Source organism: Kitasatospora sp. NPDC056531 (assembly GCF_042794375.1).
Classification (GTDB): Bacteria; Actinomycetota; Actinomycetes; order Streptomycetales; family Streptomycetaceae; genus Kitasatospora.
This window is the reverse complement of the sequence record NZ_JBHTTU010000002.1, coordinates 275,785-297,958: the sequence shown is the minus strand read 5'-3', so window position 1 is coordinate 297,958 and position 22,174 is coordinate 275,785. Positions and strand designations below refer to the sequence as shown.

16 protein-coding genes and 1 pseudogene are annotated in these 22,174 nt (G+C 71.4%); 7 read left to right on the top strand and 10 right to left on the bottom strand.

All coding sequences use genetic code 11. The annotated features are described in order from the left end of the window. Positions 1-126: 126 nt before the first annotated feature. Entirely contained in the window at positions 127-2,754 is a 2,628-nt protein-coding gene (locus ACFQ87_RS04015) for an RICIN domain-containing protein (RefSeq protein WP_380608978.1), read from the bottom strand. Positions 2,755-3,098: 344 nt separating this feature from the next. On the opposite strand from ACFQ87_RS04015, the gene ACFQ87_RS04010 reads away from it, so the two are divergent. Together ACFQ87_RS04010 and ACFQ87_RS04005 are read left to right on the top strand one after the other, a co-directional pair. Further along, positions 3,099-5,552 (top strand): non-reducing end alpha-L-arabinofuranosidase family hydrolase, encoded by a 2,454-nt coding sequence (locus tag ACFQ87_RS04010; protein WP_380608977.1) that lies wholly within the window; start codon positions 3,099-3,101, stop codon positions 5,550-5,552. A 221-nt stretch (positions 5,553-5,773) separates the two neighbouring features. Then, positions 5,774-5,938, top strand: a pseudogene (locus tag ACFQ87_RS04005) (LLM class flavin-dependent oxidoreductase); the annotation flags it as partial. On the opposite strand, the gene ACFQ87_RS04000 reads toward ACFQ87_RS04005, so the two are convergent. Continuing rightward, the gene (locus ACFQ87_RS04000) at positions 5,872-6,054 is read right to left on the bottom strand and encodes a hypothetical protein (RefSeq protein WP_380609130.1); all 183 of its coding nucleotides are present in this window, start codon (positions 6,052-6,054) and stop codon (positions 5,872-5,874) included. The pseudogene ACFQ87_RS04005 and the gene ACFQ87_RS04000 overlap by 67 nt on opposite strands. 438 nt (positions 6,055-6,492) lie before the next feature. On the opposite strand from ACFQ87_RS04000, the gene ACFQ87_RS03995 reads away from it, so the two are divergent. From ACFQ87_RS03995 to ACFQ87_RS03980, 4 genes are all read left to right on the top strand, one after another. Next, a complete protein-coding gene (locus ACFQ87_RS03995; RefSeq protein ID WP_380608976.1) occupies positions 6,493-7,596 on the top strand; it encodes a M4 family metallopeptidase in 1,104 nt (367 codons plus the stop codon). Between the two features lie 26 nt (positions 7,597-7,622). Further along, positions 7,623-7,925 (top strand): protealysin inhibitor emfourin, encoded by a 303-nt coding sequence (locus tag ACFQ87_RS03990; protein WP_380608975.1) that lies wholly within the window; start codon positions 7,623-7,625, stop codon positions 7,923-7,925. A 52-nt stretch (positions 7,926-7,977) separates the two neighbouring features. After that, positions 7,978-8,865, top strand: a complete 888-nt coding sequence (locus ACFQ87_RS03985) for an LLM class flavin-dependent oxidoreductase (protein WP_380608974.1) — start codon at positions 7,978-7,980, stop codon at positions 8,863-8,865. 261 nt (positions 8,866-9,126) lie between these two features. Next, positions 9,127-9,855, top strand: coding sequence for a class II aldolase/adducin family protein (locus tag ACFQ87_RS03980; protein WP_380608973.1), 729 nt, complete (start codon positions 9,127-9,129; stop codon positions 9,853-9,855). A gap of 6 nt (positions 9,856-9,861) precedes the next feature. Here ACFQ87_RS03980 and ACFQ87_RS03975 read toward each other — a convergent pair whose 3' ends face one another. Then, positions 9,862-10,092 carry a hypothetical protein gene (locus ACFQ87_RS03975; RefSeq protein ID WP_380608972.1) on the bottom strand — a complete coding sequence of 77 codons (231 nt, stop codon included), beginning with the start codon at positions 10,090-10,092 and terminating at the stop codon, positions 9,862-9,864. 164 nt (positions 10,093-10,256) lie between these two features. Between ACFQ87_RS03975 and ACFQ87_RS03970 the strand changes: the two genes are divergently transcribed. Beyond that, positions 10,257-11,138 (top strand): HAD family hydrolase, encoded by an 882-nt coding sequence (locus ACFQ87_RS03970; RefSeq protein ID WP_380608971.1) that lies wholly within the window; start codon positions 10,257-10,259, stop codon positions 11,136-11,138. Between the two features lie 5 nt (positions 11,139-11,143). Here the strand turns inward: ACFQ87_RS03970 and ACFQ87_RS03965 are convergent, their stop codons facing one another. From ACFQ87_RS03965 to ACFQ87_RS03935, 7 genes are all read right to left on the bottom strand, one after another. Then, on the bottom strand, positions 11,144-11,473 hold the full coding sequence (locus tag ACFQ87_RS03965) for a hypothetical protein (protein WP_380608970.1): 330 nt from the start codon (positions 11,471-11,473) through the stop codon (positions 11,144-11,146). 146 nt (positions 11,474-11,619) lie between these two features. Beyond that, positions 11,620-13,428 carry a GAF domain-containing protein gene (locus ACFQ87_RS03960; RefSeq protein ID WP_380608969.1) on the bottom strand — a complete coding sequence of 603 codons (1,809 nt, stop codon included), beginning with the start codon at positions 13,426-13,428 and terminating at the stop codon, positions 11,620-11,622. A 63-nt stretch (positions 13,429-13,491) separates the two neighbouring features. Continuing rightward, on the bottom strand, positions 13,492-17,097 hold the full coding sequence (gene cydD / locus ACFQ87_RS03955) for a thiol reductant ABC exporter subunit CydD (protein ID WP_380608968.1): 3,606 nt from the start codon (positions 17,095-17,097) through the stop codon (positions 13,492-13,494). A 4-nt stretch (positions 17,098-17,101) separates the two neighbouring features. Next, positions 17,102-18,127, bottom strand: a complete 1,026-nt coding sequence (cydB, locus tag ACFQ87_RS03950) for a cytochrome d ubiquinol oxidase subunit II (RefSeq protein ID WP_380608967.1) — start codon at positions 18,125-18,127, stop codon at positions 17,102-17,104. A 38-nt stretch (positions 18,128-18,165) separates the two neighbouring features. Then, entirely contained in the window at positions 18,166-19,710 is a 1,545-nt protein-coding gene (locus tag ACFQ87_RS03945) for a cytochrome ubiquinol oxidase subunit I (protein ID WP_380608966.1), read from the bottom strand. A gap of 364 nt (positions 19,711-20,074) precedes the next feature. After that, complete coding sequence (locus ACFQ87_RS03940; protein ID WP_380608965.1) at positions 20,075-21,439, bottom strand: oxygenase MpaB family protein; 1,365 nt, start codon at positions 21,437-21,439, stop codon at positions 20,075-20,077. Next, a complete protein-coding gene (locus ACFQ87_RS03935) occupies positions 21,432-22,043 on the bottom strand; it encodes a Uma2 family endonuclease (RefSeq protein WP_380608964.1) in 612 nt (203 codons plus the stop codon). Before ACFQ87_RS03935 ends, ACFQ87_RS03940 begins: the two co-directional genes overlap by 8 nt. Between the last annotated feature and the right edge of the window lie 131 nt (positions 22,044-22,174).

Sequence of the window (22,174 nt, the reverse complement as noted above, 5' to 3'; positions counted from 1 at the left end):
GTTTGTTTTCTCTTAGTGTTCCCCGAGAAAGACCGGTTTGGGGGGTGGGGGGAAGGGGGTTTTTTTTTCCCCGCCGAGGGCGGGTCCGGGGGTGTTTTTTCCCCCCCCCCCGCTCGGGCGTCGGGGTCAGGAAGGATCGCCGTACTGGAGACCGCGTCCGTTGGTGCCGATGTAGACGCGACCGAAGGTGTTGGGGTCGCCGATGATGAGGCCGAGGCTGGCGAAGTTGCCCCACTGGTGGGCGTCGTCGTTGATGCGGAGCCAGCTGGCGCCCGCGTCGGTGGAGCGGAAGACTCCGGCGACGCCCTTGACGGTACCGATCAGGTACAGGGCCTGGTAGGAGGCGCCCGGCGCGGCCTTGCCGAAGCCGACGGCGGAGGCGGACTGCACCGTGGAGAGCGGGGTGAAGCTGCGGCCGCCGTCGGTGGAGTGCAGCAGCCCCTTGCCGCCACCGGAGATCCACAGGTCACCGGCGACGCCGGGGACGGCGCTGAGCTTGCCGGAAGGCAGATTGTAGGCGCGGGCGCCGAAGCTCGCGCCGCCGTCGGTGCTGGCGTAGAGCGTGCCGCCGACCAGTGAATAGAAGGTGTTGGCCGAGGACCGGTCGGCGACGACCACGGCGTCGGTGCCCAGGCCATTGACCCTGGACCAGCTCGCCCCCTTGTCGGTCGAGCGGTAAGGGGCCTGACCGGACTCGGTCCAGACGATGCTGGAGCCGTCCGCCGCGATCGCGACGTGGCCGCTGTCGGCGCCGGCCACCGGCTGTGCCTTGAAACCGTTCCAGTTGTGGCCGCCGTCGGTGGAGTACGCGCCGTTCTGTGCGCCGCCACGGCCGACGCGGACCATCACCGAGGGGTTGGACTGGGCGAAGTCGATGTCAGTGCTGCTGGACATCGTCGGGTTGGACAGCCGCCCGGAGGGCTCCTTGGTCAGGCCTTCGTACAGGAAACCGCCTTGGTCGCCCATGGAGGTGATGAGGGTGGCGCCGGTGGGCGGGGCGATCGCGTTCGCCAGCGCGGTCTCCTCCAGCCCGCGGGCTCCCACGGTCCAGTGGCTGGTGCCGCCGTTGTCGGTCGCGTTGGCGTCCTTGCTGCCCCAGATGCCGTTACCGGTGCCGTACAGCACGTGCCCGGAGTCGAAGGGATCGACGCTCAGGGCGGTCATCCAGTGCCCGATACCGGTCCCGAGATAGGGGGCGGCGGAGGCGTCCCGCACCGACTTCGCGTCCTGTGCGGTCCAGGTCGTACCGCCGTCGGTGGAGCGGTAGAGCTCGTCCTGGGGCCACCAGCGGTCCAGGGTGGTGACCATCACCGTGGACGGCTTCTGCGGGTCGACGGCCAGACCGGCGAACCCGTAGCTGCCCTGGGACGGGGAGATGTTCTTCCACGCCCCGCCGGACGGGCTGTACTTCCACACCGAGCCCGCCGTCACGCCGTTGGGCCCGAGGGTGTTGGTGTACGTCAGGTACAGCGAGCCGTCACCGGAGAGCACGCCGTGCTGCGGCAGCTGGCCGGTGGGCTGCCCGGAGACGGCCTGCCAGGTGTTGCCGCCGTCGGTGGAGCGGTAGAGGTTGGTGGACTTGTCGGCGACGCCGGCGTAGACCGTCTTGCTGCCGGCCGGGCCGTACGTCACGAAGGTGATGCCCCCGCCGCTGCTCGCCCCGTCCTTGACGGGGAACGAGGAGACCTGGTTCCAGGTCGCGCCGGCGTCGGTGCTGCGCCACAGGCCGTTCTTGCGGGTGCCCAGCAGCAGGGTGTCGTGGTTCGCGGGGTCGATCACCAGCCGTTCGCCCGCCCCGCGGCCGTCCTCGTTGCCGCCCAGCTTGAACGGCAGCTCGGTGCGCTGGAAGGTGCGCCCGCGGTCGGTGGAGCGCAGGATCGCGCCGTTGCCGGCCCAGTCGTTGGTGTAGGTGCCCGCCGCGAGGTAGAGCCGGTCGGGGGCGACGGGATCGGTGGCCAGGGACTCGATGCCCATCAGGTTCCAGTCCTTCTCGCCGACCCAGTCGGTCAGCGGGATCCACTGCTCGGCCCCGGTGTCCCAGCGGTAGGCGCCGCCCATGTCGGTGCGCGCGTACAGCAGGCCCTTCTCCCGCTGGTTGAAGACCAGCCCGGTGACGTAACCGCCGCCCGCCACCGGGGCGTTGCGCCACACGTACTGTCCGCCGCCCCCGGACGCCTGGGTCCCACCGGACCTCACCAGCTTCCACTGCTGGTTGCTGCTGCCCTTGCCGGGCCACTGGATGACCTGCGCGCCCCGGTCCGTGGAGTATCCGGAGACGTCCAGGACCTGACCGCTCTTGCGGGAGGTGAAGGTGACGGCGTCGGAACCGCTCACACCGTCGATCCGCCACTGCTGTGAGGCGGAGGACCGGTCCGTCTGCTGCTCGGCGGCAGCCGCCTGATCGGTCGAGCCGCCCGCTATGCCCAGCACCTTGCCGCTGTTGCGGTTCACCAGCTCGTAGTAGCCGTCTCCGGTGGACCTCAGTTTCCACTGCTGGTTGGCGGTGTCCTGGTCGGTCCACTGCTGGATACGGGTGCCATCGGCGGTGGAGAACGCGTTGACGTCCATCACCTGGCCGCTGCGTACGGAGACCAGCCGGTAGTAGGCCTCGCCGTCGACCGTCGCGGCCTGGGAGTCCCCGTGTATGAACACGAAGTACGACCCGGCGGCGAGGGGCACGGCGAGCGCCAGAGCGGTGGCGCTCACGCGACGGCGGTGACGCCCGCGGCGCCTGCCCTTCGGGGGGTTGCTCATGGGTAGTCGTTCTCCTTGCGAACTGTGCACGAGGGGAAGGCGGATCCGGACACCGGAACTGACCGGATCCACTCCCTTGTGGTCACGGGTGCCGCAAAGGGTTGCCGCGAGCCGGGGACTTCTTCAGGTCACCTCGCGGTCAGGCGGACGTTGATCAGCGTCCAAGGTGACGTCAGCGCCCTCGCGGTCCGGGGTGGCTTCGCCCCCGACGGGACGAGGGCCGCGCCGATCTCCGGCTCGACAAAAAATCCCTCCCCCGATCACGGCAACCTTTGTGCGCGCGGCGACAACTGACGGGTAACCGGGGCCGCGACCAAGGCCCACCACGCCAGAAGGACAAGCCGTTGCCAGATCAGAAACGCTCTCATCGCCGCCACAAGAAAACCCGCCGCGCGCTCGCCGCCGCCGTGGTTCTCGCCGCCACAGGTGCTGCCATACCGCTGGTCGCCCAGGCCGCACACACGTCGGGCCCCGAAACGCTGGGTGCGGCGGCGGCCGGAAGCGGCCGCTACTTCGGCACGGCGGTGGCCGGCGGCAGGCTCGGCGACTCGACCTACTCCACCATTCTCGACCGGGATTTCAACACGATCACCCCGGAGAACGAGATGAAGTGGGACTACACGGAACCCTCCCGCGGGTCGTTCAACTTCGGTCCCGCCGACTCGATCGTCAGCCACGCCGCCGCACACGGCCAGAAGATGCGCGGCCACACCCTGGTCTGGCACTCCCAGCTGCCCGACTGGGTCAGCTCCATCACCGACGCCAACACCCTGCGCAGTGTGATGGACAACCACATCACCCAGGAGATGACCCACTACAAGGGCAAGATCTACGCCTGGGACGTGGTCAACGAGGCGTTCGCCGACGGCGGCAGCGGCCAGCACCGCAGCTCGGTCTTCCAGAACGTGCTGGGCAACGGCTTCATCGAGGAGGCGTTCCGCACCGCCCGCGGCGTCGATCCCGGGGCCAAGCTCTGCTACAACGACTACAACCTGGAAAACTGGACGGACGCCAAGACCCAGGGCGTCTACAACATGGTCAAGGACTTCAAGTCCCGCGGCGTGCCCATCGACTGCGTCGGCTTCCAGAGCCACTTCGGCGCCGGCGGCCCCCCGCCCAGCTTCCAGACCACGCTGTCCAACTTCGCCGCGCTCGGCGTCGACGTCCAGCTCACCGAGCTCGACATCGCCCAGGCGTCCCCCGCCACGTACAACAGCGCCGTCCAGGCCTGCCTCAACGTCGCCCGCTGCACGGGCATCACGGTGTGGGGCATCCGTGACAGCGACTCCTGGCGCGGCGGCGAGAACCCGCTGCTGTTCGACGGCAGCGGCAACAAGAAGCCCGCCTACGACACCGTCCTCAGCACCCTGGCCGGCGCCGGCGGCAACGGCGGCGGCACGCCGGGCGGCGGCATCACCTCCGGCACCGTCTACACGCTCTCCGCGGTGGCCGCGGGCGGCCGCGTCCTCGACGAGCCCGCCGGACAGAACGCCAACAACACCCCGCTCCAGGTCTGGGACGCCAGCGGCGCCGCCAACCAGCAGTGGAAGGCCGCCAAGAACAACGACGGCTCCTACACCTTCACCAACGTCGCCAGCGGCCGCGTCCTGGACGACCCGGCCAGCCAGGCGGCCAACGGCACCAAGCTGATCGTCTGGGACGCCAACGACGGCGCCAACCAGCACTGGAAGGCCGCCCGGAACAACGACGCCTCCTACACCCTCACCAACGTCGCCACCGGCAAGGCCCTGGAGACCCCCGGCAACCAGACCGCCGACGGCACCCCCGTGCAGATCTGGGACTCCTGGGGCGCCGCCAACCAGCACTGGAACCTCCGGCCGACCGGCACCCCCGCCCCGTCGCCGACCCCGACCACACCCGCCCCGAGCGGCACCTGCGCCCTTCCGTCGACGTACCGCTGGTCCTCGACGGGTTCGCTCGCGCAGCCGGCGAACGGCTGGGCGTCGGTGAAGGACTTCACCGACGTGGTCTACAACGGCAAGCACCTCGTCTACGCGTCGAACGTGAACGGTTCGTCGTACGGCTCGATGATGTTCAGCCCGTTCACCAACTGGTCGGACATGGCCTCCGCCGGCCAGACCGGCATGGGGCAGGCCGCGACCGCGCCCACGCTGTTCTACTTCGCGCCCAAGAAGATCTGGGTGCTGGCCTACCAGTGGGGCCAGTGGCCGTTCATCTACCGCACCTCGACCGACCCGACCAACCCCAACGGCTGGTCCGCGCCGCAGCCGCTCTTCACGGGCAGCATCCCCAAGTCGAGCACCGGCCCGATCGACCAGACCCTGATCGCCGACGACCAGAACATGTACCTGTTCTTCGCCGGTGACAACGGCAGCATCTACCGCGCGAGCATGCCGATCGGGAACTTCCCCGGGAACTTCGGCTCCTCCTACACCACCGTCATGACCGACACCACGGCCAACCTCTTCGAGGCCCCGCAGGTGTACAAGGTCAAGGACCAGAACCAGTACCTCATGATCGTCGAGGCGATGGGCGCCAACGGACGGTACTTCCGCTCCTTCACCGCCACCAGCCTGAACGGCTCCTGGACCCCGCAGGCCGCCAGCGAGGCCAACCCCTTCGCCGGCAAGGCCAACAGCGGCGCCACCTGGACCAACGACATCAGCCACGGCGACCTGGTCCGCAACAACCCCGACCAGACCATGACCATCGACCCCTGCAACCTCCAGTTCCTCTACCAGGGCAAGTCCCCCACCGCGACCGGTCCCTACGACCAACTGCCGTGGCGGCCCGGCGTCCTCACCCTGCAGCGCTGACCCTGCCTGATCCACGGTGATCGCGATCGGGTGCGGCCTGTCGGCGCGTAGACGAGCGGTTCACGCCGCGGGCGGCTCCACCCGCTGACCGACACCCACCGCATCGAGGAACCCCAGCCGTGCGTCGGCTGGGGTTCCTCCCTGTGTGGTCCCGGCTCGGCCCTGCCCGGTGCACTCATGGCTCGAACCCTCACCGCCCGTGCACGCGTAGGGTCGGGGGCATTCGACTGAGTACGGTGATCCTCCCCGTCCACCGGTGGAGCGAGGGACAGAAGATCTGGCGGCGGACCGAGGACCTCGGCTTCCACGCCGCGTACACCTACGACCACCTGTCGTGGCGGTCGTTCCGGGACGAGCCGTGGTTCGGGGCGGTCCTCTCCGTGACGTGGCGCACCTTGGCCAGGGAGACGGCGTGGTCGAACGCGGCCTGCGGCACTTTCGGGTCGCGGGCCTCCACGAGCGTCGCCGCGCTCGTGGAGGCCCGCAGATCGAGGTTGCGCAACGTCCAGCCATTCGGTCATATCACGGTGCTGACGGGAGGGTCTGGAGAGCGCTTCGCTGTCGAGAACAAGCGTCCCGCTCACGCGGAGTCCGCCGGAGCCGGGTTGTCGCGGTGCCCGGCGCGGTCCGCACGGACGCGCTCGGCCTTGGTTGCGACCTCGGCCGGATCGACAGGATCGTAAGACTTTTTGCGGTGCCTCCGTGTTCAGTGCGAGGTATTCGCCGAGTGGGTTCAGGGGGAATCGATTCCCCGTTAAGGTCGGCTTGCCGAGCCGCCGCGAGAGGCGCGAGACTGGTGATGTCAGCGTGGTTCCCGGCTGCTGCCACGCCTGGTGGAAATCTGTCGCCTCTCCTGTTCTCTCTCCGTGACGGTGACGGCCGCACCCGCAATCAAATGATGAATATTCAGCTGTCGGTCCTCATGCTCGGGAGGTGTCCCATGAGTAGGACCTGCCGCCTCAACTGCATCATTCCCCCTTACCTTCTCCAAAAGCTCCTGGAGAGCGAGGACAGCCAGGTGCGCGAGGCCGCCTTGAGCACCCTGCTGACCACCGCTCACCTGCGGGGTGAGCGAGCGGTCCGGGCGTCCCTGGCCGGCGCGGCTGCCCACGGCAACGCCCGCCGCACCATCTTCGACTGCAGGCGGGGGAGGGATCTCTCTGTCGCTGTGCTCGCCAGACCGGAAGACGGACCGAAGTCTGCCGACCAGGCCGTCGACCAGGCGTTCGACGGCCTGGGCCTGACACGCGATTTCTACCAGGCGGTGTTCCACCGCGATTCGATCGACGGCCGGGGGATGCGCCTGAACGGGTACGTCCACTTCGGCGTGAATTTCAACAACGCATTCTGGGACGGGCAGGAGATGATCTTCGGCGACGGGGACGGGAGGAAGTTCACCAGCCTCACCGGATCCCTCGACGTGATCGCCCACGAGTTGACGCACGGAGTCACCGATCACACCGCACAACTGGAATACCACAATCAATCCGGGGCCCTGAACGAGTCGATCTCGGACGTCTTCGGTTCGCTGGTCAAGCAGTGGTCGTTGAAGCAGAAGGCCGAGGACGCGGACTGGCTGATCGGGGCTGACGTGTTCACCCCGGGAATCGACGCCGACGCCCTCCGGTCGATGAAGGCTCCTGGGACGGCATTCGACAACGCTCTGTTCGGGAAGGACCCCCAGCCTGACCGGATGAGCGGCTTCGTCTCGCTGCCCGACACCGAGATGGGTGATAGCGGCGGGGTGCACATCAACTCCGGCATTCCGAACAAGGCGTTCTACCTGACGGCCGTGCGCATCGGCGGATTCGCCTGGGAGGCTGCCGGGTCCATCTGGTACGAATCGCTCAAGGCCTCCAGCGCCGGGACGCGGTTCCAGGACTTCGCGGACACCACGTACCAGAAGGCGGGGGAGCTGTTCGGCGCGGGCAGCGCCGAGCAGTTGGCCGTGCTGGCGGCGTGGCGAGAGGTGGAGATCCAGATCAGCGGGATCCCGCCCGGGGTTGCCCAGGCACTGAGCGCCAGGGCGATGGGGTCGGCCTAGGACGAGGTCGCACGGAAGGGAAACTGTTGATCATCACTCTGGCGAAACACGGCGGGCTGGCGGCAGCGATCAACCTCCGCCTCCCGCCCGAGGTGCTGGACACCGCGACCCTGCCCGAGCCCGCCGCAGCCCGGCTGACGCAGCTGGTGGCGGCGGCCGTCTCTGCCCCGGGGCAGGACGAGGCCGATCGCGCCAGGGACGCGATGAGCTACACGATCACGATCGAGGACGGCGGCCGCTCGACGGTTCTCAGCCAGTCGGACACGGCCATGTCCCCCGGGTTCGCCGCCCTGCTCACCTGGCTGGAGGACCATTTCGCGCGGCAGTGACGCGTACCGCCGGCCGGGGTTCCGAGATGGCCGGCGGCGTAGGGTCAGGGGCATGCGCTTGAGTACGGTGATCCTCCCCATCCACCGGTGGAGCGAGGGGCAGAAGATCTGGCGGCGGGCCGAGGACCTCGGCTTCCACGCCGCGTACACCTACGACCACCTGTCGTGGCGGTCGTTCCGGGACGAGCCGTGGTTCGGGGCGGTCCCGACGCTGACGGCGGCTGCGACGGCCACCGAGCGGATCCGGATCGGCACCCTCGTGACGTCGCCGAACTTCCGCCACCCGGTGACGCTGGCGAAGGAGCTGATCACGCTGGACGACGTGTCCGGCGGGCGGCTGACGCTTGGCATCGGCGCCGGCGGCACCGGCTTCGACGCGACCGCGATGGGCCAGGAGGCCTGGTCGCCGAAGGAGCGGGCGGACCGCTTCGGCGAGTTCCTGCCGCTGCTGGACGAACTGCTGCGGGGCGACGCCACCACCCGCGAGGGCACCCACTACTCGGCGGTCGAGGCCCGGAACATCCCCGGCTGCGCGCAGACCCCGCGGGTGCCGTTCTACGTCGCCGCGACCGGCCCGCGCGGGCTGAAGCTGGCGGCCGAGTACGGCCAGGGCTGGGTGACGTACGGCGACCCGCGCGGCCCGGCGGACGTGCCGGTGGAGCAGGCGCCCGAGGTGATCGCCCAGCAGATCGAGAAGCTGACGGCGGCCTGCGAGGCGAAGGGCCGGGACGTGGCGACGCTGGAGAAGGTGCTGCTCCAGGGCTCCACGGCCGAGAAGCCGCTGCAGTCGCTGGGCGCCTTCGTGGACTGGGCCGGGAAGTACCGGGAGCTGGGCATCACCGAGCTCGTGATCCACTGGCCGATCCCGGACTCGATCTTCGAGAACGACCTCGGCGTCTTCGAGCAGATCGCCACCGAGGGCCTCGCCCAGCTGGGGTGACCGAGGCCGCCAGGGCCGGCCGGCCCTGGCAGAGCCCTGTGCGGCCGTGACGACGGCCCGCACGGGGCTCTGCCGTATCCCCGTACCGGCATCAGCGGGCGGCGAGCGGCGAGCACTCCTGGCCGGTACCGCCGGTGTCCGAGGTGGCTTTCTCCGGGCGAACGTTGCACTTGCACCGTCCGGACTGTCCGTCAACTGCACTGCGCGCTTAGGTTCGTGACGCGAGCAGTGAACGCCGGAGCGAGCGAACAGGGAGCGTCCATGAACGTCGACACCGCCACCGCGCTGATCCCCGCCACCGACGGGGAGGCGGCGGCCCTGGCCGCGCTCGGCAGCCGGGTGCTCGCGGAGGCGGGGCAGGGGGACATGGTCTGGGGCCATCTGGCGGTGCGCGACCCCGAGGGGCGCGGGGTCTGGATGAAGGCCTCGGGGTGGGGCCTGGAGGAGGTCGGCCCGGACCGGGTGCTGCTGGTCTCCTGGGACGGCGAGGCGCTCGCGGGCAGCGGACGGGTGCACCTGGAGTACCACATCCACACCGAGCTGATGCGGGCCCGCCCGGACGTCCAGGTCTCGCTGCACACCCACTCGGCCACCGCGAACGCGTTCAGCGCCCTCGGGGTGCCGCTGCGGCCGCTGAGCCACGACGCGGTGGTCTTCGCCGAGCACGGCCTGCCGAGCTTCCGCGCGACCGCCGGCCTGGTCCGCACCGGGGAGCTCGGGCGGGCGCTGGCCGCCGACCTCGGCGGGGCCCGGGCCTGCCTGATGCCGCAGCACGGACTGCTCGCGGCGGGCCGGGACATCGCCCACGCGGTGATGTACGCCGTGCTGCTGGAACGGGCCTGCGGCCTGCAGCTGAGCGCCCAGGCGGCGGGCGGGATCCGGCACTGGACCGGCCACCGGGAGAGCCTGGAGAAGGACGCCACGGTGTGGCCGCCGAGCCAGATCGAGGCCGGCTGGCGCTACTGGGTGCGGCGCACCGAGCGGTCGTGACGACGGCTACGGGTGTGGGCGGGTGCGCTGGGCGGGGAGGGCGGGGGCCGGGTCCGGGGTGCGGCGGGCGAGTTCGGCGAGGGTGTGGAAGAGGACCTCACCGAGCAGGACCGGCTCGCGGGAGGCGGCGGGCACGTCCGGCTCGTCGGGCACGTCCGGCCCGTCCGGCTCGTCCGGGAAGGCGGCGGTGGAGCGGCGGGTCGGGGACGTCTCGTCTCGGAGCTGGCTTGTGGGCATGGCTCTTCCTGCCGACGGGGTGACCGGGATCAGTCCTGCCCGTTCGGCCCGCACCGACACTCCGGACAGGGGCGAATCGGCCGGAAACGGCGTCTGAAGGGCCGGAACCCGTCCGTACGGTCAGGGCTGCGGCCCCCGCCCTGGGCGGTGACCCGGCGGCACCGATGGGCGAAGATGGACCGGTGACCGAACCCCGCACCGCTCCCCGCCTCATCGCCACCGACCTGGACGGCACCCTGCTCTGCGCCGGCGGCACCGTCAGCGATCGCACCGCGGCGGCCCTGGCGGCGGCCGAAGCGGCCGGGATCCAGGTGGTGTTCGTGACCGGGCGGCCGCCGCGCTGGATGCAGCAGGTGAGCCCGCACATCGGCGGCCACGGGGTGGCGATCTGCTCGAACGGCGGCGCGATCGTGGACGTGCGGCGCGGCGAGCTGGTGGAGTACTTCCCGATGGCGGCCGGGACCACGCTGACGGTGGTCGAGGCGCTGCGCGCCAAGCTGCCCGGCACCGCCTTCGCCTTCGAGCACGCGGACGGGTGGGCCCGCGAGCCCGAGTACGAGGTGCTCATGTGGGGCGACGACATGGTCTGCGCGGTCGGGGCGGCCGAGGAGCTGCTCGGGGACGGCGGCCCGGTGCGGGGCCTGTTCAAGCTGCTGGCCAAGCACCCGGACCTCGACCCGGACACCTTCCTCGCCGAGGCCCGGACGGCCGCCGGGCACCTGGCCGAGATCACCCGCTCCTCGCCGATCCCGCTGCTGGAGATCAGTGCGCCCGGCGTCACCAAGGCCAGCACGCTGGCCCGTTGGTGCGCCGAGCAGGGGATCGACCGCAGTGAGGTGGTGGCCTTCGGCGACATGCCGAACGACCTGGAGATGCTGGCCTGGGCCGGCACCGCGTACGCCGTCGCCAACGCGCACCCGGCGGTGCTGGCGGCGGTGCCACTGCACACTGTGAGCAACGAGCAGGACGGCGTCGCGGCGGTGCTGGAGGAGCTCCTGCCCCGTAGCGCCCGGCAGCACCCAGCGGCACCCGGTAGCGCCCGGTAACCGCCCTAACCGAAGCGGCCGTTGGTCGCGTACCGCTCGTAGGCACGGCTGGACCGCACCTCGGGCAGACTGCGCGATCCGGGGATGACCCAGATCCAACCGATCCCGTCGCGGACGTGGGTGATCCGCGCGGTCAGTTCGGCGGCACCCGCACGCAGGCCGTCGAAGCCCCGCTCGGCCTCGCCGGGTGTCTCGAACAGCGCGGAGGTGATCGCCACCACCCAGCCGTCGGGCGCCTTCAGCTGCCAGCGGTAGCGCCCGTCCGGAGCGCGCTCGGTCCGGAACCCCCCTCGACTTGCCCCTGCTGCGGTGTTGCCGCGGCCGGAAGCGTTCACCGCCCCCTCCGTCCGGTTTCCCCTCCGAGACGGATGACAAGCCATGTGTGCACACTGAAGCGCCGATAGTCCAGAACGTTCACAACTTGCGCCGTTGATCGGGAAGTTCTCCCTCGTTCAGCTTTCACCTAACGCTTGTCGCGCAGCTACAGCCGGGCCGTCCAGCGCACCGTCGCCCCCTTCCGGTAGGCCCCGAACTCGTGCCAGGCGGCCCCGCCGAGCGCCTCCGCCCGGCGGGTCAGGTTGAGCAGTCCGCTGCGCCGCCCGCCCGCCGGGATGCCGACCCCGTCGTCGGTCACGGTGAGCAGCACGCCGGGCCGCCCGCCGCGGTCCAGCGACTCGGGGTCGCCGCCGACCGGCCGGCCGCCGTCGTCCAGGTGGACGGTGGCGTCGACCTCCACGCCGACCCGGGAGGCCCGCGCGTGCCGGGCCGTGTTGGAGAGCATCTCCCGCAGCGCGGCCAGGAGTTGGCGCCCGGTGTTCTCGCCGACCAGGCTCTCCACCGGCCCGACGAAGCTCACCGAGGGCTTGAAGCCGAGCGCCGCCGCGGCCTGGCTGGCCTCCCGCAGGACGCGGGTGCGCAGGGTGTCGGGGGCGTCGCCGTGGTTGTCGTGCTGGAGGGCGTAGATGGTGGTGCGGACCTCCTGGATGGTGGCGTCCAGTTCGTCCACCGCGTTGCCGATGCCGACCTTCACCTCGGGGACGACGGCGCGCCGGGCCGCGCTCTCCAGCATCATCCCGGTGGCGAACAGCCGCTGGATCACCAGGTCGTGGAGGTCGCGGGCGATCCGGTCGCGGTCCTGGAAGACGGCGAGGCGCTGCTGGTCGCGCTGGCCCTCGGCGAGGCGCAGGGCGAGGGCGGCCTGCGAGGCGAAGGTCTCGGCGAGCTGCTTCTCGGAGTCGGTGAAGGGCAGCGCGCCGCGCGGGCGCCAGACGCAGAGCCCGCCGAGCACCCGCCCGGCGGCGACCATCGGGACGGCCATGGACGGGCCGAAGCTGCGGGCGAGCCGGATCACCACGGTCGGATCGCTGGACATGTCGTCCAGGTGGACGCTCTCCCCGGCCAGCAGCCGGGCCGCGAAGCTGTCCCTGGGAAGCAGCTCGCCGCGGACGAACTCGGCGGCCTCGCCGGAGGCGTGGGCGACCCGCATCTGCCCGTCGCTCTCGCCGGCGGGGCCGGTGGGCAGCAGGATCATGCCGAGCGCGGCGTCCGCCAACTCCCGTACCTGCTCGGCGGCCACGGTCAGCGCGCCCTCGGCCTGCTCGGTGGAGAGCAGCGCGGTGGTGACGGCGGCGGCGCCGGCGATCCAGCGTTCGCGGCGGCGCCCCTCCTCGTACAGCCGGGAGTTCTCGATCGCCACGCCGGCGGCCGCGGCGAGCGCGTGCACCACCTGCTCGTCCTCGGGGGTGAAGGCGCCGCCGCCCTTCTTCTCGGTGAGGTAGAGGTTGCCGAAGACCTCCTCGCGGACCCGGATCGGCACGCCCAGGAAGGTGACCATCTGCGGGTGGTGCGGCGGGAAGCCGGAGGAACGCGGGTCGGCGCCGAGGTCGGCCAGCCGCAGCGGCTCGGGGCGGTCGATGAGCGCGCCGAGGATGCCGCGCCCGGCGGGCAGTTCGCCGATCTCGGCGGCGGTCTCGTCGTCGATGCCGACGTGGATGAAGTCGGCCAGGCCGTGCCCGCCGGGGGCGATCATGCCGAGCGCCGCGTACCGGGCGTCGACCAGCTCGGCGGCGCCGGTGGCGATCCGGTGCAGGGTGGCGTGCAGGTCGAGCCCGGCGCCGATGGAGACCACCGCCTCCAGCAGGCGCTGCATCCGGTCGGTGACCGCGGCGGCCGACTGCAGGCGCTCCGCGACCTCGGTGACCAGGGTGTCCAGCCCGAGCGAGGCGATCTCGGGCACCCGATGGGGTGTCGGCTCGCGGGCGGCCTCGGGAAGGTCTGGCGTGGGGTCCATGGAGAAAGCCTAGTTTGTACGGTTTTCAGCCGAAGGGGGATGCGACTTTTGCCGACGCCGCCGTCAGCGGCCCACCGGCTCCACCAGCCCGTCCGCCTCCCGCTCCCGGCGCCACATCGCGCGCAGCCGCCCGTCCGGGTCGGCGACCAGCTCGGACCAGCTGCCGCGCTCGGCGACCCGACCGCCGTCCAGCACCAGCACCTCGTCCACGGCGGAGTCGTCCAGCCCGGCGAGCCGGTGGGTGATCAGCACGGTGGTACGGCCCTCGGTGGCGGCCAGCAGGTCGGCGGTGAGGGCGTCGGCGGTGGGCAGGTCGAGGTGCTCGGCGGGCTCGTCGAGGACCAGCACCGGGAAGTCCGCGAGCAGCGCCCGGGCGAGCGCGAGCCGCTGCCGCTGGCCGCCGGAGAGGCGGGCGCCGTGCTCGCCGACCATGGTGTCCAGGCCCTCCGGCAGGCCGTCCGTCCAGTCCAGCAGCCGGGCGGCGGCGAGCGCGGCACGCAGCTCGGCCTCGTCCGCGCCCGGGCGGGCCAGCCGCAGGTTCTCCCGCAGGGAGCTGTCGAAGACGTGGGCGTCCTGGGCGCAGAGGCCGATCACCCGGCGGACGTCCTCGCCCGCGAGCGCGCGGCTGTCCACAGCCTGTGGACGACCGGCGGCGAAGGTGACGGCCCCGGCGCCCGGCTCCAGGAAGCGCAGCAGCGCCAGGGCGAGGGTGGTCTTGCCGGAGCCGGACGGGCCGACCACGGCGATCCGGCGGCCGGGGGCGAGGTCGAGGTCGAGCCCGGTGAGCGCGTCCACGGCCTGCCCGGGGTGCCGTACGGTCAGCCCGCGCACCGCGACGGGCAGCGGCTGCTCGGGCAGTTCCAGGGGCTCGGCGGCTTCGGTGACGGGCTCCGGCGCGAGGAGCAGCTCGTCCAGCCGGGCCCGGGCGGCGCGGCTGCGCTGGCGGGCCTGGACGGCGAGCGGCATCCCGGTGACGGCCTCGAAGGCGGCCAGCGGGGTCAGCACCACCAGTGCCAGGCAGACCGGGGCGAGCGCCCCGTCGCGCACCCCCTGGATGCCGACGGCCGCCGCGCCCACCACCGTCAGCCCGGTGAGCAGCGCGATCAGCCCGGTGCCGAGCGCGGTGGTGGCGGCCGAGCGGGCGGCCAGCCGGGTCAGCGCGGCGTCGGCGGTGCGGACGGCGGCCAGCCGGCCGGGCAGCGCGCCGGCCACGGTGAGCTCGGCGGTGCCGGTGAAGGCGTCCACCACGGCGGTGGACAGGTGTCCGCGGGCCGGGGCCTGGCGCCGCTCGGCGCCCGCCGACCAGCGGCCGGCCAGGGCGGGCACCAGCACGCCGGCGAGCAGCAGCCCGAGGCCGAGCACCAGCCCGGCGGCGGGCAGGAAGGCGCCCAGCGCCACCGCCGAGCCCAGGGCGACCACGCCGGCGACGGCGGCGGGCAGCCGCCAGCGCAGGTAGTGGTCCTGGATCGCGTCGACGTCGGCGACCAGCCGGGAGAGCAGGTCCCCGCGCCGGAAGGCGGGCAGTCCGGCCGGGGCGAGCTCGGTCAGCCGCCGGTAGACGGCGGCCCGCAGGGTGCCGAGGGTGCGCAGCACGGCGTCGTGCGAGACCAGCCGCTCGGTGTAGCGGAAGAAGCTGCGGCCGATGCCGAAGGCGCGGACCGAGGTGACGGCCATCATCAGGTAGAGCACCGGGGGCATCTGCGAGGCCCGGGAGATCAGGTAGCCGGAGGTGGCCATCAGGGCGACGGCGCAGCCGAGGGCGAGCGAGCCGAGCAGCACGGACAGTGCCAGCCTGGGGGCGGCGGGCTCGGTCGCGGGCTCCTCTGGCACGGCGGGGGCGGCTGTGACTCGCCCGCTCGCCTCCGGGCGCTCTGACCCGGCGCCGACACTCCTCGCTCCGGCACTCCCTCCTCCGCCGGTCGCTTGTCGCTCCTCGCTTTCGGCACCGGCGCGCCCTTCAGCTCGGGGCGGGACCAGGTGCCCGAGCGGGGCGGCGGGCTCCGGGACCTCGGCACCGGCGGGCCCCGCCAGCCGTACCCGCTCGTCCGCGACCGCCAGCAGCGCGGGCCGGTGGGCGACGATCAGCACGGTGCGCGCCGGGTCCTCGGCGAGCGTGCGGACGGCCGCCACGACGGCGGCCTCGGAGGCGCCGTCCAGGTTGGCGGTGGGCTCGTCCAGCAGCACCAGCGGCCGGTCGTCGGCGAGCAGCACCCGGGCGAGCGCGAGGCGCTGGCGCTGTCCGGCGGAGAGCCCGGCGCCGTCCTCCCCCAGCCCGGCGTCCAGGTCGGTGACGAAGTCGAGCGCGTGGGCGGCCCGCAGCGCCGTCCACAGCTGCTCGTCGCCCGCGTCCGGCCGGTAGAGCCGCAGGTTCTCGGCGACCGTCCCGGCGAACAGGTGGGGGTGCTGCGGCACCCAGGCGATCTGCCGCCGCCAGCTCTCCGGTTCCAGCTCGGCGAGGTCGTACGAACGCCCGTCGGCGGCGGTGATCCGGACGGTGCCGGCCTCGGGGGCGGTGAGGCCGAGCAGCACCGACAGCAGGGTGGTCTTGCCGGCCCCGCTCGGGCCGGTGAGGGCGGTGCTGGAGCCCGGACGCAGGGTGAGCGCGGCACCGTCCAGCGCGGGCACGGCGCGCCCGGGGTGGCGTACGGTCAGGCCCTCGGCGGTGATCGCGGCGCCGGTGAGGGCGGGGGCGGGTCGGGTGCCGGCGGCGGGCAGCGGGGTCTCCAGCACCCGGAAGACCTCGTCGGCGGCGGTCAGCCCCTCGACGCTGGAGTGGTAGAGCGCGCCGACCTGGCGGATCGGGAAGTACACCTCGGGGGCGAGGACGAGGATCAGCAGCCCGGTCTCCAGGTCGAGCGAGCCGTCCACCAGCCGGAAGCCGATGGTGACCGCGACCAGCGCGACGGACAGCGTGGAGAGCAGCTCCAGCGCGAAGGAGGAGATGAAGGCGATCCGCAGGGTGCGCAGGGTGGCCCGGCGGTAGTCGGCGGTGATCCGGGCGATGGTGGCGGCCTGGGCGCGGGCCCGGTTGAACACCTTGAGGGTGGGCAGGCCGGCGACCACGTCGAGGAAGTGGTGGGAGAGCCGGGCCAGGGTGTCCCACTGGCGGTCCATCCGGGACTGGGTGGCCATCCCGATCAGCACCATGAACAGCGGGATCAGCGGCAGCGTCCCGGCGATGATCGCGGCCGAGGTGAGGTCGGCGCCGACGATCCGCAGCAGCACGATCACCGGGACGACCACGGCCAGCGCCAGCTGCGGCACGTAGCGGGCGAAGTAGTCGTCCAGCGCGTCGATGCCGCGGGTGGCGAGGGTGGTGAGTTCGCCGGTGCGCCGGCCCGCCAGGTAGGACGGGCCGAGCGCGGTGGCGTGGTCGAGCAGCCGCAGCCGCAGGGTGGACTTCACCCGGGCGACGGAGCGGTGCGCGGTGAGTTCGGTGAGCCAGCCGACCAGCCCGCGGCCGACGGCCGTCAGGGCGAGCAGCGCCAGCGGGGTGGTCAGTTCGCCGAGGGTGGCGCCGCGCTGGAAGCCGCGGACGACGATCTCGGCGATCAGGCCGGCCTGGGCGACCACCAGGGCCGCGCCCGCCCCGCCGAGGAGCACGGATCCGGCGAGGAAGGCACGGGTGGTGCGGGCGTACCCGAGGAGTCGGGGGTCGACCGGCTTCACGGCGTCAGGCCTGGTCGAGCGGGGCGGCCGGGTGGTGCCCGGGGATGTGCTGGACGCCGATCCGCTTGCGGAACACCCAGTAGGTCCAGCCCTGGTAGAGCAGCACCAGCGGGGTGAACACGGCCGCCACGACGGTCATCAGCTTGAGCGTGTACGGCGAGGAGGCCGCGTTGCCGACGGTCAGGCTCCAGCCGGGGTTCAGCGTGGACGGCATGACGTTCGGGAAGAGCGCCAGGAAGAGCATCGCGACCGCGGCCACGATGGTCGCCCCGGAGAGGACGAACGCCCAGCCCTCGCGGCCGCGCTGGTTGGCCGCCAGCGCGGCGACCAGGGCCAGCACGGCGATCACCATCGCGACCAGGCTCCTGGCGTTGCCGCTGTGCGCCTGGGTCCAGACCAGGAAGCCGAGGGCGAGCACGGCGGCCGCCAGGCCCGCCTGCAGGGCGGCCCTGCGAGCCCGCTCGCGGATCTCGCCGACCGTCTTGAGCGCCGCGAACACCGCGCCGTGGAAGGTGAACAGGGCGAGCGTCACCAGACCGCCGAGCAGGGCGTACGGGTTGAGCAGGTCCCAGACGGTGCCGACGTAGTTCTTCTGCGCGTCGATGTCCACGCCGCGCACGATGTTGGCGAAGGCCACGCCCCACAGGAAGGCCGGGATGAGGGAGGTCCAGAAGATGGCCTCCTCCCAGTTGCGCTGCCAGCGGGCGCCGTCGCGCTTGGCCCGGTACTCGAAGGCCACGCCGCGGACGATCAGGCAGACCAGGATGACCAGCAGCGGGATGTAGAAGCCGCTGAAGAGGGTCGCGTACCAGTCCGGGAAGGCGGCGAAGGTGGCGCCGCCGGCGGTCAGCAGCCAGACCTCGTTGCCGTCCCAGACCGGGCCGATGGTGTTGATCAGCACCCGGCGCTCGGCGGTGTCGCGGGCGAGCGGCTTGGTGAGGACACCGATCCCGAAGTCGAAGCCCTCCAGGAAGAAGTAGCCGATCCACAGGACCGCGATCAGCACGAACCAGACGTCGTGGAGTTGCATGTCAGATCCTCAGTTCCACGGTGGGGTGCGTCAGTGCGTCAGTACGCGAAGGCGAGCGGCTTGTCGGCGTCCTCGTCCGCGGACGGGCCGCGCAGCGACGGGTCCTTGGCCGGGGGCCGCTCGGTCACCACCGGGCCGGCCTTGGCGTACGTGACCAGCAGCCGGACCTCGACCACGGCGAGGATCGCGTACAGCGCGGTGAAGGTGACCAGCGCGCCGATCTGGGTGCCGACGCTGACGTTGGGGGAGACGGCGCTCGCCGTGGTCATCAGGCCGAACACGGCCCAGGGTTGACGGCCCATCTCGGTGAAGATCCAGCCGAAGCTGTTGGCGATCAGCGGGAAGCCCATGGTCAGGATGCCGATCCGCCAGCTCCACTTGGTGAGCAGCGGGCTCAACTCCCGCGTCGGGGTGAGCATCAGCCGGGGCACCTCGGTCTCACCGGTGCGGAACTCGGGGCGCAGGAAGAGCTTCCTGCGGGTGGTCCAGAGGCCGACCAGGCCGGCCATGAAGGAGGTCATCCCGAAGCCGATCATGAAGCGGAAGCCCCAGTAGGTCATGAAGACGTTCGGGATGTAGTCCTTGGGGTTGCCGCCGTGCGCGGCGGCTTCGGCGGCGGCGGTGTCGTTGATGCCGGGGACGGCGGAGCTGAAGTCGTTCTTGGCGAGGAAGGAGAGGACCCCGGGGACCTCCAGCTCGACCGAGTTGTGGCCCTTCCCGACGTCGCCGACCGCGAAGATCGAGAACGGCGCGGGTGCCTGGGTGTCCCACAGCGCTTCGGCGGCGGCCATCTTCATCGGCTGCTGCTCGAACATGACCTTGCCGAGGGTGTCGCCGCTGAGCGCGGTGCCGGCGCCGAAGATGACCGCGATCACCAGGCCGAGGCGCAGCGAGGTGCGCATCACGGCGATCTTCTTGGAGTCGGCGGTCTCGGGCCTGCGCTTGGCCTTCCAGAGGTGGAAGGAGGCGATGCCGACCATGAAGGCGGCGCCGGTGAGGAAGGCGGCGGTCAGGGTGTGGAAGACGACGGTGAGGGTGGTGTTCTGGAACAGCACCTTGGTGATGTCGGTGAGCTGCGCCTTGCCGGTGGCCGGGTCGATCGCGTAGCCGACCGGGTGCTGCATCCAGCTGTTGGCCGCCAGGATGAAGTAGGCGGAGAGCACGGTGCCCAGCGAGACCATCCACATGCAGGCGCAGTGGATCTTCTTCGGCAGCTTGTCCCAGCCGAAGATCCACAGGCCGATGAAGGTGGACTCGAAGAAGAAGGCGATCAGCGCCTCCATCGCGAGCGGGGCGCCGAAGACGTCACCGACGAAGCGGGAGTAGTCCGACCAGTTCATGCCGAACTGGAATTCCTGCACGATTCCGGTGACGACACCCATCGCGATGTTGATGAGGAAGAGCTTTCCCCAGAACTTCGTCGCGTGGAAGTACTTCTCCTTGTTCGTGCGCACCCAGGCGGTCTCCAGCCCGGCGACGATCGCGGCGAGGCTGATGGTGAGCGGCACGAAGAGGAAGTGGTAGACGGTGGTGATGCCGAATTGCCATCGCGCAATGGTCTCGTGAGCGATTGCCAGTTCCACGTCGCCCTCTCTCCAACCGGCCCCTCAGGGCGTTTCCGGACAAACTTCACCTGTAGCCACAGACCGCTGCTCAAGCACACAAGCTTGTCCGCTTGTGAACGTGAACACGTTCACAAGGCTCAGTATCCATCATCCTTACGGCGGAACTGCAGGTGGGGTGGGGTTGACAGTCGTGTGCCATGCGTCACGGTTTGCGCTGCGGTCCGCACAGTCTGCGGATCGGGCGGGGGCCGGGGCAACGAACGAGCGGGCGGACTGCGCACGGTTCTTGGCCGAACCGGCGCTTGACAGGGTCGCGCCCCGCTCGCTCCGGCGAGCGGGGCGTGCTAGGCGGACTTCGGCGACGGGCGGCGACGGGCGGCGACTACGGCCGACCCAGGAGCTGGGCACCCGAGGTGGAGTCGGCGCGGGCCGTGAAGAACTCGGTGAAGCCGCCCAGGAACTCCTCCACCGTGATCCGCCCGTCCCCGTCGGTGTCCAACTGACGGAAACCGTGCGACAGTTCGGCCGGGTGGACCCGCGGCCCGCCGAACACCACGCGGTACTCGTCGAACTCCAGGAAGCCGCTGCCGTCGGTGTCGGCCGCGGTGAACACCGCGCGCAGAACAGGAAGTAGGCCCTGCTCCAGATAGGCCTCGTCCCGGTCGCAGCCCGCCAGGGTGGCCGCGGTGAACTCCTCCCGGCTGACCCTGCCGTCCCCGTTGGCGTCCATCACCGCGCGCAGCTGCTCCCACCACCCGTCGAACGCCTCGTACACCCGCGCCTCGGCGGCCTCGTCCAGCTCCAGCTGCCAGCACACGCTGTGCGCCATCGCCCGCAGGTCGTGCACGGTGATGTAGCCGTCGCCGGTCTGGTCGAGCACCTCCCGGAAGAACCGGTCCACCCGGGGCCCGCGCGCGTCCCGACGCATCGGGCGGTAGCGGCGCGGCGGGCGCCCCTCCTCCGGGGAGCGGTAGCGCAGCCGGTCCGGGAGGAGCGGGACGACGGCCCCGGCGCCGCGGTGCAGCACGGCGGACAGCAGCGCGCCGCGACGGCTACGGGCCACCCCGAGCCGCTCCCGCACCACCGGCGGCAGGTCCGCCACGGTCAGCTCCCGGATCACCCGGGCGACGACCACCCGGGTGATCCGCCACCCGGTGTCCCCGAGGAACCACAGCCGCCGGGGGCGTGGCGCCTCGCGCAGGATGTCGTCCAGCAGGTAGCGGGCGGCCTCGGTGGACTCCAGCCGCTCGCGGGCGTACCGGGCGAAGTAGGCGGGCAAGTCTGCGGCGTTCTTGGGCAGTTGCTCCTCCGGCAGGTCGAAGGCCGCGATCGCCTCCCTGAACTCCCGGTACGCCGGCTCCAGTTGCCCGGCGTCGTACGGCTCCCCACCGAGCCGCCGCATGGCCACCACGCACTCGAACAGCGTCAGCAGCACCCACACCCTGGTCGCCGCGTCCCGCGCGTCGTACGGCTGCCCGTCCGGCGTCTCCCCCCGGATCCGCTTGTGCGCCCGGTCCAGCCGCGCGACCTCCCGCCGCAGCGCCTCCGCGTCCTGGTAGAACAGCCGCCGGCCGCTCCCGAGCGTGTGCTCGATCCGCCGCCACGGATGCGCCCGGTAGGTGGAGTGCTCCTCCATCCCGGCTCCCACCACCGGGTCCGCCGCCTGCAGCACCAGCAGGCGCCAGGCGACCAGGGCCACCCGCCACTCGGACAGGTCGCGCTTGAACGACACGGCGGGGTCAGGCACGGCGCTCGCCGGTGATCTCCGGGCCGATCACGAAGCCCTTTGCGGGGCCCTCCGGGATCACAGCCTCCTTGCCGTACGGAATCCGGGCCGAGTACTCGTAAGTACGGCGCTCGCGGTCCGGCCCGGTAAGGATGGTCACCATGCCACCCTCGTCGTAGTCATCGATGATCACGTACACCGGGATGCCTGCGGCCGCGTAGGCGCGGCGCTTGAGGACATGATCGCGCTTGCGGGCCTCAGCACCCGGCGAGACCGTCTCGACAACCATCGGAACACCTGAGGCCAGAACTCCCACGCCCTCCGGGTGCTCGATCTCGTCGACATCGTCCGGCGCCACGAAGACATCCGGGATGAACACCTTGAGATCGGCAATCACGTTGCCGTCCTGTGCCGGCCCGTAACCGGTACCGCTCAGATAATCGTGCAGAGCCCGGCCCAGCCGCCTGTTGACGGTGAAGTGACGGGTCCCGCCAGTGGGTGACAAGGTGATCGTCCCCTCGATGATCTCCGCGCGGAAGCCCTCGGGCACATCCATGGACTTCCACGCTTGCCACAGCACCTGGTCCAGGTTCACGACGGTCACCTCAGAAACGAGCGCGCTCACGAGACACCTCTTTCCCGTCCAGTTTGATCAGCCCATGCGAGTCCGCACAAGCAACGGCAGCACGGTCGCACACGGCCGAGGGGCCGATCGGGTGAACGGCAGCGGGTTCACCCGATCGAGGAGTTTCGGGC

Bases quoted from the DNA above. Each gene is read 5' to 3' on its own strand.
- cydB (WP_380608967.1), bottom strand. From the start codon at position 18,127: ATGCAACTCCACGACGTCTGGTTCGTGCTGATCGCGGTCCTGTGGATC.
- ACFQ87_RS03985 (WP_380608974.1), top strand. From the start codon at position 7,978: ATGCGCTTGAGTACGGTGATCCTCCCCATCCACCGGTGGAGCGAGGGG.
- ACFQ87_RS03960 (WP_380608969.1), bottom strand. From the start codon at position 13,428: ATGGACCCCACGCCAGACCTTCCCGAGGCCGCCCGCGAGCCGACACCC.
- ACFQ87_RS03980 (WP_380608973.1), top strand. From the start codon at position 9,127: ATGAACGTCGACACCGCCACCGCGCTGATCCCCGCCACCGACGGGGAG.
- ACFQ87_RS03995 (WP_380608976.1), top strand. From the start codon at position 6,493: ATGAGTAGGACCTGCCGCCTCAACTGCATCATTCCCCCTTACCTTCTC.
- ACFQ87_RS03975 (WP_380608972.1), bottom strand. From the start codon at position 10,092: ATGCCCACAAGCCAGCTCCGAGACGAGACGTCCCCGACCCGCCGCTCC.
- ACFQ87_RS04015 (WP_380608978.1), bottom strand. From the start codon at position 2,754: ATGAGCAACCCCCCGAAGGGCAGGCGCCGCGGGCGTCACCGCCGTCGC.
- ACFQ87_RS03970 (WP_380608971.1), top strand. From the start codon at position 10,257: ATGGGCGAAGATGGACCGGTGACCGAACCCCGCACCGCTCCCCGCCTC.